The 13,781-nt window shown below is 41.1% G+C and carries 8 protein-coding genes; 7 read left to right on the top strand and 1 reads right to left on the bottom strand.

From position 1 onward, the window contains the following. Nucleotides 1-7: 7 nt before the first annotated feature. The 3 genes from ggt (at nt 8) to CAL6303_RS25520 (ending at nt 4,838) form a co-directional block, all read left to right on the top strand. Nucleotides 8-1,852 (top strand): gamma-glutamyltransferase, encoded by a 1,845-nt coding sequence (ggt, locus tag CAL6303_RS25530; protein ID WP_015200728.1) that lies wholly within the window; start codon nt 8-10, stop codon nt 1,850-1,852. A 168-nt stretch (nt 1,853-2,020) separates the two neighbouring features. Continuing rightward, nucleotides 2,021-4,459 carry a phenylalanine--tRNA ligase subunit beta gene (gene pheT, locus CAL6303_RS25525; RefSeq protein WP_015200727.1) on the top strand — a complete coding sequence of 813 codons (2,439 nt, stop codon included), beginning with the start codon at nt 2,021-2,023 and terminating at the stop codon, nt 4,457-4,459. Between the two features lie 109 nt (nt 4,460-4,568). Further along, entirely contained in the window at nt 4,569-4,838 is a 270-nt protein-coding gene (locus tag CAL6303_RS25520; protein WP_041739976.1) for a YciI family protein, read from the top strand. A gap of 206 nt (nt 4,839-5,044) precedes the next feature. On the opposite strand, the gene CAL6303_RS25515 is transcribed toward CAL6303_RS25520, so the two are convergent. Further along, nucleotides 5,045-5,236: a hypothetical protein gene (locus CAL6303_RS25515; RefSeq protein ID WP_015200725.1), complete on the bottom strand. Its 192-nt coding sequence runs from the start codon at nt 5,234-5,236 to the stop codon at nt 5,045-5,047. Between the two features lie 606 nt (nt 5,237-5,842). On the opposite strand from CAL6303_RS25515, the gene CAL6303_RS25510 reads away from it, so the two are divergent. The 4 genes from CAL6303_RS25510 to CAL6303_RS25495 all read left to right on the top strand — a co-directional run bounded on the left by CAL6303_RS25510 (nt 5,843) and on the right by CAL6303_RS25495 (nt 13,770). After that, complete coding sequence (locus CAL6303_RS25510; RefSeq protein WP_015200724.1) at nt 5,843-8,374, top strand: mannose-1-phosphate guanyltransferase; 2,532 nt, start codon at nt 5,843-5,845, stop codon at nt 8,372-8,374. Nucleotides 8,375-8,601: 227 nt separating this feature from the next. Continuing rightward, on the top strand, nt 8,602-11,730 hold the full coding sequence (locus CAL6303_RS25505) for a CHAT domain-containing protein (RefSeq protein WP_015200723.1): 3,129 nt from the start codon (nt 8,602-8,604) through the stop codon (nt 11,728-11,730). 37 nt (nt 11,731-11,767) lie between these two features. Next, nucleotides 11,768-12,133, top strand: coding sequence for a hypothetical protein (locus tag CAL6303_RS25500; RefSeq protein WP_015200722.1), 366 nt, complete (start codon nt 11,768-11,770; stop codon nt 12,131-12,133). Then, entirely contained in the window at nt 12,133-13,770 is a 1,638-nt protein-coding gene (locus CAL6303_RS25495) for a hypothetical protein (protein WP_015200721.1), read from the top strand. The genes CAL6303_RS25500 and CAL6303_RS25495 overlap by 1 nt, the downstream gene beginning before the upstream one ends. The last annotated feature ends 11 nt before the right edge of the window (nt 13,771-13,781 follow it).

Below are 13,781 nucleotides of genomic sequence, written 5' to 3'. Positions count from 1 at the left end.
ACCAAAAATGGCTTTGAAAAAATATCAACAGCTTGTATCTACTATTGTTGCCATTGGTGTTATTTTCTCCCATCAAATTACACTTGCAGCTTTCGTTTCCCCCTTGCGTACCAAAAAGGCAATGGTTGTGTCGGCAAACCCTTTAGCTAGCGATGCAGGGTTAGCAATGTTGCAAAAAGGAGGTAACGCAGTTGATGCAGCCGTTGCTACAACCTTGGCGATTTCTGTCGTGGAACCCTTTGCTGCGGGAATTGGTGGGGGAGGGTTTTTATTGATACGGGATGCGAAAACTGGGGAAATCAAAAGCCTTGATTTTAGAGAACGCGCCCCCCTCAAAGCCACAAAAAACATGTATCTAGATGCACAGGGTAAAGTACGTGTCGGTGGCAGTACAAACGGACATTTGGCGGTAGGGGTGCCGGGAACAATTGCCGGGTTGTATGAAGTTCATCAACGCTATGGAAAGTTGCCCTGGGCGGATCTTTTTCAACCAGCGATCGCACTGGCGCGTCAAGGCTTTATTATCAACAAAGTGGTGACACCACGTTCGATGTATGCCTATGAAGAACGCAAAAAAGTAATTCTCAGTAATCCCGCTGCCAAGGCAATTTTTACCCGCAATGGTGACTTTTACCAGCCAGGGGAAAAACTCATCCAAATCGATTTATCCCAAACCCTCACCGAACTTAGCCGCAATCCCCAAAGTTTTTATACTGGCAAAACTGCCAGGTTCATCACCGCCGATATGCAAAAAAATGGTGGATTGATTAACCTGGAGGATTTGAGGACATATAAACCAATTTGGCGAACTCCTGTATGTGGTGATTTCCGCAAGGTACGAGTGTGTTCAATGCCACCACCCTCATCGGGAGGTGTTCACCTGCTACAGATACTGAATATTCTGGGTGATACCGACCTGAAAACTTTAGGATGGCATAACCCCGACAGTTTACACTTGTTAGTAGAAGCGATGAAAATCGCCTACGCAGATCGTGCAGAACATTTGGGAGATCCTGACTTTGTAAAGGTACCCGTTACGCAATTAATTAGTCCAGCCTACGCTAAACTGCGTCGCGCCCAAATCGATATGCAAATGGCAAAACCAGCTAGTGAAGTTAAACCGGGGATATTTGAGAAGAAGCAGAGGGGCAGGGTGCAGGGGGAGAAGAGGGGCAGGGGGAGAAGAGGTGCAGGGGAAGAAGGAGAGAATCAGAGAAAGCAGTTTTTGTCAAGTAATTTAGTTACGAATGCGAAATTCCCAGGTTACGAATCTCCCGAAACCAGTCATATCAACGTTATTGATAGTCAGCGTAATGCTGTGAGTTTGACATTTACAGTTAATACCGGGTTTGGTGCTGGGGTAGTGGCTACGGGTACAGGGATATTATTAAACAACGAAATGGATGACTTTGCTGTTGCCCCAGGAGTCCCCAACAGTTTTGGATTAGTGGGTAATTTGAAAAACGCTATAGCTCCTAAAAAAACACCCTTATCTAGTATGACACCAACCATCATCACCGAAAAAGGTCAACTGCGGATGGTTGTGGGTGCCCCTGGAGGTAGTACCATTATTACTCAGGTACTCCAAGTAATCCTTAATGTTTTAGAATACAATATGGATGCAGGCGCTGCTGTTTCCGCTGCCCATATTCATCACCAATGGCTTCCCGACGAGTTGCGAGTTGAACCATTCGGTTTAGATATCATGACACTCAATGAACTGCGTCGTCGTGGACAAAATATCAAAGAAACTGCCACCTGGGGAAACGCCAATACGATTATTGTTAAACCTGATGGTAGTTTAGAAGGTGCTGCCTCTCCTAGGGGAGAGGGTTCTCCTAGAGGAGAATAATTTCTTTAGGAAAGGCACAAGACAGGAGGCAGAAGGCAGCAGTCATAAGGTTAAATCCCCGATGACTACTGAACCTATAGAAAAACTGAAACTGCGAGAACTAACTGTTCCCTGTTCCCTATCCCCTGTTCACTGTTCACTGATTTTAATCGCACCAACACAAGATTCATGCGTATTTCGTTAAATTGGCTACGGGAACTGGTAGAAATCAAGCTAAAACCAGAGGAATTGGCTGAAACCCTGACGATGGCAGGGTTTGAGGTAGAAGAAATTGAAGATCGTCGCACTTGGGCTGATGGTGTGGTAATTGGACGTGTTTTACAGCGGGAACAACACCCAAATGCTGATAAATTAAGTGTTTGTCAGGTTGATATTGGTAAGGGTGAAGCTGTAAATATTGTTTGCGGTGCGTCGAATGTACGGGCAGATATTTTTGTCGCAGTTGCCACTGTTGGCACATTCTTGCCAAATATCGATTTGAAAATCAAACCTGCGAAACTACGGGGTGTTCCTTCAAATGGGATGATTTGTTCTTTGAAGGAATTGGGTTTACCAACTGATGTGGATGGAATTCACATTTTTTCCGAAGAAAACCTGCAAATAGGTAGCGATGTACGTCCTTTGTTAGGTTTGGATGATGTGGTTTTGGATGTAACTGCCACAGCAAACCGTGCGGATGCACTGAGTATGGTGGGAATTGCGCGGGAAGTTGCAGCATTAACTGGTGGGAAACTATCGATTCCGGAACCTCCCCAGGTAGATGTGTCTCCTGGTGCCGCAAGTTTGAGTTTGAAAATTGATGAATCCAAAGCTTGCCCCACATACATCGGCACATTAGTGGAAAATGTCACAATTGCTCCATCACCCGAATGGTTGCAGCAGCGGTTACGCTCTGCGGGGACACGTCCGATCAATAATGTTGTAGATATTACCAATTATGTGTTGTTGGAATGGGGACAACCCCTACATGCCTTCGATAGCGATCGCTTAAAATCTCTAACGGGCAAAAATGAAATTACTATGGGGGTGCGTTTTGCTAATGCCAAGGAAACTCTCAAAACTTTGGATGGGCAAACCCGAAATTTAACGACTCAAAATTTATTGATTACTGCTAATAATACCCCTGTTGCCCTAGCAGGTGTGATGGGTGGTGAGGAAAGTGAAGTTCATCCAGGTACCCAAAGTCTAATTTTAGAGGCAGCTTTATTTGATAGTGTGGCGATTCGTCGTTCCTCACGTTCAGTAGGATTACGCAGTGAAGCCTCCACAAGATACGAGCGAGGTGTCAACTTTGCTAGTTTGGAAACCGCAAATAATCGAGCCTTGAGCCTATTTACAGAGTTGGCTGGTGCCATAATTATTACCCAGGAAATAGTAGACCATCGCCCAGATCCCAAAACTTGGAGTCGTCAAGTAGAACTACGGTTAGAACGACTAAATGATATCCTGGGACCTGTAAAAATAGACGAAGAAGATATTGCCGAACTCAAACCTGCTGATGTCGAACGCACATTATCAGCTTTAGGATGTCAATTAACAGTTAGTGGTAAAAACACCTGGATGGTGACAGTTCCCCCCTATCGCTACCGGGATTTGGAAAGGGAAATTGACTTAATTGAAGAAGTTGCCCGTCTTTACGGTTATGATAATTTCTGCGACACACTCCCAGAGAAAGCCGAAGCCGGTTTTTTACCCTTTGAGCAAGAAACTACTCGTAAACTCCGTTATTTATTCCGGGGAGAAGGATTAACCGAACTAGTTCACTACTCCTTAGTCAAACCGGGAGAAGAAAGACAAGTAGTTTTGAGTAATCCCCTATTTGCAGAATATTCAGCCCTCCGCACCGACTTAGTTGCAGGCTTAATTGATGCCTTCCAGTATAACTTAGAACAGGGAAATGGAGCACTCAACGGCTTTGAAATTGGCAGAATTTTTTGGCAAGAAGAAAGCGGTTTCACTGAAGCAGATGCAATAGCTGGCATCATGGGAGGCGATCGCACTGTGGGAAAATGGTCGCAGAGTGGTAAAGAACAGCCGATGACTTGGTTTGAAGCTAAAGGCATCCTAGAAAACGTCTTTGGGCAACTAGGTTTAAAGGTAGAATATCAACCAGATCACCGCGACACCCATTTACATCCTGGACGTACAGCCTCCCTCTGGGTAGGTGGTAATCGACTCGGAACATTTGGACAACTGCATCCACAACTACGCAATGATAGGGGTTTCCCAGATTCCGTATATGTATTTCAACTAGACTTAGATGTGCTTTTGGATGCAGTAGATAGTGATTCCATCCAAACACCCAAATTCCAAGCATACTCCACATATCCCGCATCCGACCGTGATATCGCTTTCTTTGCCCCAGTGAAAGTCAGTGTAGCCGAAATTGAAAAAGCCATCACCAAAGCTGGAAAAGAACTCTTAGATTCCGTGGAATTATTCGACGAATACCGAGGAGAACACGTCCCCCAAGGGCAACGCAGTTTAGCATTTAGGTTAGTATATCGTTCACGCGATCGCACTCTCACCGAAACCGAGGTAGAACCTGTACATCAACAAGTACGTGACACCTTAGTTGAGAAATTTGGAGTCAACCTCAGAAGCTAAAAATCAGTTAACAGTAGAATTCAAGTACATCAGATACATCGACAACCGAAAAAGAATGTAGAGACGAGATATATCGCGTCTCTCTTCCATTTCCCAATCACATTAAAATATGGCAAAATACATCATGTGGGGTAGTTATTGCGAAGACGTTTTAGAAAAACGTGCCCCTTACCGACAAGCACATCTTGACGGACTCGCAAAACAAAAAGAATCAGGTACTTTAATCACCCTAGGACCTACTAAAGACGTAACCAAAGTCTTTGGAATTTACGAAGCTGAAAGCGAAGAAATAGTACGTCAACTAGTAGAAAATGATCCATACTGGCGACACCAAATTTGGACAGAATACACCATCAAAGAATGGATTCAAGCATTCTAGTACAACGTCAATCTTGATTTAGCAAATACTTACTTTAGCTTTTCTTCCATACGCTTTTTGTGTCATAGACTGGTTCCTAGGGAGAGCCTAGGAACCCTCATTTTGAAGAACCCCGCCTCTTATCCAGAATGGAAGCAGAGCCAAAGGATATGCATTCCTTGCCGGAGACAAGGAACGAGTTAGAACGTAGCCCTATTAGATTTACCCTATCCTTTAAGAGCTTTTCTAAAATTACGACGATAGGACTTATTCGCAACTAATAACACGGGCCATAATAAAGATAAACTTAAACGATTTAATAAACTGCGTTGAAAATTTGTCCGCTCAAATCCCTGCCAAAATTTCCAAGCACCAGCACCATATAGCCCAACTAAGATAACTACAATTAAAGACGACATTCCAATTTACTCCAGAAGTAATTGCTTATTGCGAAATTATATGTTCAGTATTGCTTAAATAATGGCTGAATTTATACAGCCAAAAATAGAAGTCGTGAGTACTTACTATGTTAAATCAGGTTTATCAATAACAACTAGTGACAAGTTAGGCAATTTATGCGTCAATCAGACAATAGCACTTGCGCCGATAAACTTAGCTTACTTCCTATTCCCTGTTTGCTCCTCTCTACAAATCATAATTCACCAGGGCTAACCAACCAAATTCCACCAAGTTAAAATTCACTCTTCTTGATTTTATCTTCACAAACAAGCTAGGGTGTCAAGTAGCTAGACTCATTCTCTCGCCAGATGCATCTTGCGGAAGTTTATAAAAATGAGCCTTCGTAGGAGACTAAAAGGAAAGCCAATTTCGTTGAATGTTTACAAAGTCAAAGGGAGTCACTCGTCATTACAGGGCAAGGGTTCTCTCACACGAATCGGACTAAATTAAAACACAGACTTTACCCTCACTGGTTCCCCAGTCGAGATAAAAGTTCAGACTTTTTTTAGTACCATTTCTTTGTGACACAACGAAAGCTAACTGGTGTAAATAGCTTAGGAGGATTTATGCGTGCAGTGCTCATGGCAGGTGGTTCAGGGACTCGGTTACGTCCCCTCACATGCGACTTACCCAAGCCAATGGTACCAATTCTCAATCGACCAATTGCCGAACACATCATTAATTTGCTGAAACGGCATAATATCAACGAAGTAATCGCAACTTTGCATTATTTACCTGATGCACTAAGAGATTATTTCCAAGATGGTAGCGATTTTGGAGTACAAATGACCTATGCGGTTGAAGAAGATCAGCCTTTAGGAACAGCAGGTTGTGTGAAAAACATTGCCGAACTTTTAGACGAAACATTTTTAGTAATTAGTGGCGATAGCATAACAGATTTTGATTTAACCACAGCGATTCAATTTCACAAAGAAAAAAAATCGAAAGCAACTTTGATTTTAACCCGCGTCCCCAATCCAATTGAATTTGGAGTGGTGATTACCGACAAGCATGGACGCATTAACAGATTTTTAGAAAAGCCTTCTACTAGCGAAATTTTTTCCGATACCGTTAATACTGGTATTTATATTCTAGAACCAGAAGTTTTGGGATATTTGCCAACAAATACCGAATGTGATTTTTCCAAAGATCTATTTCCTCTACTATTGGAAAAAAATGATCCAATGTATGGATATGTTGCTGACGGTTATTGGTGTGATGTTGGCAGTTTGGATGCCTATCGTCAGGCACAGTACGACGGTTTAGAACAAAAAGTCAAGCTTGATTTTGCATACAATCAGGTTTCACCCGGTTTATGGGTAGGTCAAAATACTTACATAGACCACTCCGCTGTAATTGAAACTCCGACGGTAATTGGTGATAACTGCCGCATTGGTGCCAGAGTACAGATTGAAGCTGGAACAGCAATTGGTGATAATGTCACCATTGGTTCGGATGCTAACCTCAAGCGTCCAATCATTTGGAATGGAGGTATAATTGGTGACGAAGTACACCTTTCTGCTTGCGTTATTTCACGAGGTGCCCGTGTTGATCGCAGAGCGCATGTTTTAGAAGGGGCAATAGTTGGGTCACTTTCTACAGTTGGTGAAGAGGCACAAATTAGCCCATTTGTAAGGGTGTGGCCCAGTAAAAAAATCGAATCGGGCGCAATCCTTAATATTAACCTGATTTGGGGGAGTACAGCACTACGGAATTTATTTGGTCAGCGGGGTGTCCAAGGTTTAGCCAATGTTGATATTACTCCCGAATTTGCCGTGAAATTGGGAGCAGCTTATGGTTCAACCCTCAAACCTGGTGCGAAAGTGACAGTTTCCCGTGATCAACGTAATGTATCGCGGATGGTGACAAGATCCCTAATTGCGGGTTTGATGTCGGTGGGGATAAATATCCAAAACCTGGATGCTACAGCAATACCAATTGCTCGGACAATTATCCCCACAATGGGTGTTGCTGGGGGGATTCATGTTCGCGTCCATCCCGATCGCCCAGATTATATCCTGATTGAGTTTATTGATGTCCAGGGAATTAATATTTCCAAATCCAAAGAGAAGAAAATTGAGGGTGCTTTCTTCAAAGAAGACATGAGGCGATCGCAGATTCATGAGATTGGCGATGTTGCGTACCCTAGCCAAGTTGCTGACCTTTACTGCACAGCTTTTGAGAAATTTATCCACATTGACACAATTCGTAATAGTCGCGCCAAAGTTGTAGTCGATTATGTGTATGCGGTGTCTGGTGCAGTGTTACCCCAAATGCTAGATCGATTCGGCGCGGATGTAGTGGTACTAAACGCCAGTTTGAATCAAACCGCAATGTCTATAACCAATCGTGAAGGCTTAATTATACAGTTAGGTCATGTGGTGGAAGCACTGAAGGCAAACTTCGGTGTCCAAGTTTCCGCAAATGGCGAACAAATGATCCTCGTGGATGAATCAGGTACACCCATTCGTGGTGAAATCCTCACCGCTTTGATGGTGGATATGATGCTAACTGCCAATCCTCGCAGTAGTGTTGTGGTTCCTGTTCATACATCCAGCGCAGTTGAACAAATCGCCCGTCGTCATGACGCTAGAGTTATCCGCACCAAAGCAAATCCCACAGCTTTGATGGAAACATGTCAACAAAATCGAAACCATGTTGTTTTAGGTGGTAGTGGTGACATCGGCTTCATTTTCCCGGAGTTACATCCAGGATTTGATGCCATGTTTTGTATTGGTAAGTTAATCGAAATGCTGACAATTCAGGAACGTTCTTTAACTTCGGTGCGAACAGAATTGCCTCGTGTAGTCCACAAAAGCTATTCAATTCGTTGTCCTTGGACTATCAAAGGTGCTTTGATGCGGTATTTGGTGGAAACTCACCCAGCACAAAACCTGGAATTGATTGATGGGGTGAAGATTTGCCAACCTTATGATGACAGTTGGATATTGGTATTACCAGATGCTAGTGAGCCAATTGTACATTTGTACGTTAATAGTAATGATCGGGAATGGGTTGATCAGACAATGAGAGATTATCGAGCGCGTGTGCAATCGTTTGTGGAGAGGGAGGAAGAGGCGATTGTAGTGGAGGGGTAATTAGCACTAGTTTCGTAGTTGGGCTTTAGCCGGAATCAAGCGCTTATGGGGTTTACACCCTGTTCTCGAATAACCCCACCCTAACCCTCCCCGCTTGCGAGGAGGGAACTAGATTTTATTTACCCTACAGCTTGCGAGGATAAAACTAGATTTTTTTTATTCCCCCTCCCCGCAAGCGGGTTAAGGGGGTGGGGTTTCTGCACTTTCTCCGGGATCATGTAGTATGAATGAGTATCACTACTACGGGTAAATACGCAGCAAGTCAGTGCGGGGAAAAGGGAACTCACATGGCAAAGGGATTTGGGAACGCAAAGCCAGAAAAGCAATCCTATACCGGGTTAATTAAAGAAATCTTGCGGGTGGTTGAGAAATCCAAGAACAATAAGAAAAAAGTCCACTCGCTGCTGGAAGAAAATCTACACCTGCTTGATGAGCAATTTCTGACGGTATTTAAGCGGTGGGGAGAGTCAGAACTGTCGCAAGCAAGTAGTAGGGAAGCTGTAAACATCGCTGCAAATATTGGTAATTTTTGTGTTTTGCTTCGTGAGTTTCCTTTAGGGGAAAAAGCTAATAATTTAGAAATAGTTATTGCTGGTTATGAAATATTACTAACAATTTTTACTCGTTCGTACTCTCCTGAAAATTGGGCAACATTCCAAATGAACCTTGGTAATGCTTACTCAAATAGGATCAGGGGAGAAAAAGCCGAGAATTTAGAAGATGCGATTCGCTTCTATAAACTAGCTTTGCATGAATTTAAACGCGATCACTTTCCCGAAGATTGGGCAAAAGTCCAACTTAACCTTGGTGAAGCTTACAGAAATAGGATCAGGGGAGAAAAAGCCGAGAATTTGGAAGTTGCGATTCGCTACCATAAACTAGCTTTGCATGAATTTAAACGTGATCGCAATCCCGGAAATTGGGCAACAGCCCAAATGAACCTGGGTAATGCTTATTGGGAGAGGATTAGGGGAGAAAAAGCGGAGAATTTGGAAGCTGCGATTGGACAATATAATGCAGCTTTGGAAGTATTTGAACGCGATTATTTTCCTCAAGATTGGGCAAAAATTCAAAACAATCTTGGTAATGCTTACTTGTATAGGATCAGGGGAGAAAAAGCGGAGAATTTGGAAAATGCGATTCGCTACTATAATGCAGCATTAGAAGAACGTAAACGCGATCGCAATCCCGAAACGTGGGCAAGTACCCAAATGAACCTTGGTAATGCTTACTTGTATAGGATTAGGGGAGAAAAAGCGGAGAATTTGGAAGTTGCGATTCGCTACTATAACGCAGCATTAGAAGAATATAAACGCGATCGTTTTCCTCAAGATTGGACAGAAATTCAAAGCAACCTTGGTTCTGCTTACTTGCATAGGATTCGGGGAGAAGAAGCAGAGAATTTGAAAGATGCGATCCACTTTTATAAAATAGCTTTGGAAGAATTTAAACAGGATCGTAATTCCGAAATGTGGGCAAAAACTCAAAGCAATCTTGGTTTAGCTTACCGGGAATATATCCGCGAGAATAAAACAGAGAATTGGGAAGATGCGATTCAACCTTTACAAGCTTCATTAGAAATCTTCACTCGTAATAGCTTTCCCCACATACATGTTGAGGCAGCATACAACCTGGGTTTAACCTATCAATATGCTCAACAGTGGGAAAATGCACATCAAACCTATAAATCGAGTATTGATACAGTCGAGTTACTGCGGGGTGAAATTTTCTCTGGTGCGGAAGCGAAACAAAAGCTTGCGGAGGAATGGAATAAGCTTTATCAAGGAATGGCTGAAGTTTGCCTACAATTGGGTAAAGATGGAGAAGCTATTGAATATATCGAACGCAGCAAAACCCGGAATTTAGTCGAACTGTTAGCAAACCAAAGCCAAGCTTTACAACAGGTAGGATTAGAAATTGAGGAAGAAAAGCGACGGTTAGCAGCTGCAAAGGAACTGCAAACTCAAGGTGGGGAAGAAAACACAGAAACCACTCGACTCAATCAATTACGGAAAGAACGCAACAACAAGATAGATAAAATTATCCCGTTGCCACCAATGGGTTTTACTGAAATAAAATCACTTTTAATCGATAATCGCACTGCAATTGTGGAATGGTATATTTTTGCTGAGTGTTTTCGAGCTTTTATCATTATCCAAGATGCTGAAAAGCTTTTAAAATGGGAATCTACAAGGGAAGATTTGGAAAAATTAAATAATTTCTCGAATGAATCTCTCCACATCTACAATACCAACAAACCTAAATGGAGGTTTAAATTAGCTTCGCTACTGGGAGAATTAGCTAGTATTCTCCATATTGATGAAGTTCTCGAACTAATTCCCGACTGTTGCGAAACCTTGATCCTTGTTCCCCATCGGTTTCTGCATTTATACCCGCTTCATGCATTACCCATCGCTAATTCAACTCGGCAAATCCCTGAATTAACCTCACAACAGGTGTTACTTGATCGCTTTGCTTGTGGTGTGAAGTATGCACCCAGCAGTCAATTATTAAAACTTGTAAGAAAACAGCGAGAACGGCAAGATATTAATAACCAATCTCAAAGCTTTTTTGCAGTACAAGACCCGAATGACAATTTACTTTACACCAATATCGAAGTCGAAACCATCGAACGTCATTTTCAACCGACAACAGTCTTGAAAAAAGGTGATGCAACTAGCGATGCTTTACAACAAAAGCCTCATGCTGACAGCTTGCAAACTGCCCAAGTCTTACATTTTTCCTGCCATGGTTACTTTAACACCGATTCTCCAGCAGAAAGCGCGATCGCACTTGCGGGTTGTGGGGTAAATCACGACAATAGTAGCGGAAATACAACTGAAAGCTATAGTTATCGTCGTTTAGCAAATGGCAATCAAATAGATTTAAATAAGTGCCTCACACTTGGAGATATTTTTAATCTTTCCTTACCGGAATGTCGTTTGGTGACACTTTCAGCTTGTGAAACTGGACGCATTGACGTAAATTCCAGTGATGAATACATTGGTTTACCAAGTGGTTTCCTCAAAGCTGGCAGTTCTAGTGTCATTAGTAGTTTGTGGTCAGTGGATGATTTTGCCACTACATTATTAATGATTCGTTTTTATGATATTTTTTATGATGATTCTGCCACTAAATCCCCTTCTTTATCCACAGCAAAAGCATTAGCAGAAGCACAATACTGGTTACGAACTTCTACCCAAACAGAATTAATCACATGGACGCAAAATCACCAGAAAATCGATGCAGAACATAAACAAACAATTACAGAATACCTGCAAACCTGGTTTAAAACCGACGAAATACCCTTAAAAAATCCCGAAGCATGGGCAGGTTTTTGTTCAATCGGAGATTAGGCAAGAATTTATTACTATTTATCACCGGAGAAAAATTATGGAAGCTAATCAAATTATTTCGGCTTTTTTAGAAGTTGTTGGTACACAAGATTATGTTTTTGATAAACAAAGTCGAGAAGATTTAAAGAGCATCGAACAAACATTGATTGAAGTCGAAAACCAACCCTTACAAGTTGCTGCCGATGCAATTATTAATTGGTGCAAGGAACATGAAACGATCCGTGATGCAGTTTTATTTACAGCTAGAGAAATTACAGCTAAATCACGTAACCCAGTTAACCGAGAAACTACTTTATCTAACCAATTTCCAGAATATAAGGAAAAAACTGATAAACAGATTAATAATACACAGCCAGAAGCTGACCAAAATCCGAATCAAAATCAACCAGCAGCTAATCAATAATGCTTTCAAAAATTTATGCTCCCAATGTCCATTTGTTTGCCTTTTATCTTCATTCAAGTAGTAATGATTTAAGTGATGTAGATGAAGCAAATAGATATCAAGTAAATAGAGATTGGCTATGGCTAAAATGTGATGATATTATCAGTAAAATTCTTCACCAGAATTTGAATATATTAGACTGGCTAGATTTAGATAGAAAGCCAGACGATCGATTTATTGATTTTGAGGAAATTCCAGTAGAGGGAAAAATTAGCTTATATGAAATTAGCTCAAATCCTTATACTGTAATTGATGGTCAGCATAGAATAAAGTCTTTACAAGAGTTTTGTAGAAAGTTAAAAAAATCTCATAATTTTATAGTAGATATAGATAAATATACACTGGGCATAACTGGTTTTGCTCGTCCTGTAAAAATTGACGATACTTATGGATTATGGCTCAATTTACGACGACCAGAAAAAGAAAATAATCAACAGACAGAGGATGTTGATACTTACTTTCTGAGAAAGCTAAATCCTGATAACTGCATGATGTTAGGAGGAAATGAGAACTTTCTAGGTCAAACTCTAATTATTACTGCTTATCTACCAGCAAATTACAACCCAAATGACTTAACAAGCATCAAAAATCTAGCTGACGAATGTTTACAACAATTTTTTCCAAATGGTTATCAAATACCTCAACTTTCTCGCACATCAACTTTATTTGGTAGTCCGATTTATGAATATGGTTGGTTGAGCCAAATATCAAATTATCGTCATATTTTAGTTTGGTTTTTTCTAAGTTCTGATACCGATAAAAAGTTTGGAGAGTATCAAGAACAATTATTTGACTTATTCTTGTTTCGCAATAAAGCCATCAAAGCATTTAAAAATAGTCGTAAATTTTATCAAGATACAAATAACTATCATCAAACTATTAAAACTGAAATCGATAGTTTAGATAAATACAGCGAAAACGAAATATTAACTGAAGAACAATTAGATGAATTCAAGAAAAAACTCAAAAAATTACCTAAAATAGCCCTAGACTATGCCGAATTATTACGAGAATTAGAAGCTTGCCAAAATACGATTTCTATCCATGCAAGTAACTATAACGATAGATTGCAACAGATCCGCAATATTCAACCAGATGAAGATATTAGCTTTTTGGAAGAATTTAGCCAAAAAAACTGCTCATATTTTCGTGAACAAATTAAATTCGACTTAGGTTATTTTAACCACGGTTCCAGCTTGCTCGATAAAACTATCGCATCAATTCGCGGTAGAGTATCTATAGATCAGTCACAACGCGATCGCATCAGCGAAGAAAAGCAACAAATACGCGATCGCAATCTCCAAGTCTCCATTCTTGCTATAGGTAGTGGTATTGGTGTCGGTGGAATTATATCATCCAGTTATGGATTAATGAACAACGAGAAAAAACCACCATATGACCCATTTTACATTCGGACAGTACTAGAGAACACCACCGCAAAACTCGTACCTCACCCCTTACCCAACCGTTTTTCCTTATCAATACTGTACAGTTTGGGATTTGCGATCGCAATTGGTTTATTAATCTGGGGTGGAGATAAGATTTATCAGAATTACCGCAATCGGAAATCCAAAAAGTCTAGAAACGAGATTACATAACAGTTATCACT

Source organism: Calothrix sp. PCC 6303 (assembly GCF_000317435.1).
Lineage (GTDB): Bacteria > Cyanobacteriota > Cyanobacteriia > Cyanobacteriales > Nostocaceae > PCC-6303.
The sequence above is the reverse complement of the archived record's forward strand: the minus strand, read 5'-3'. Positions and strand labels throughout refer to the sequence as shown.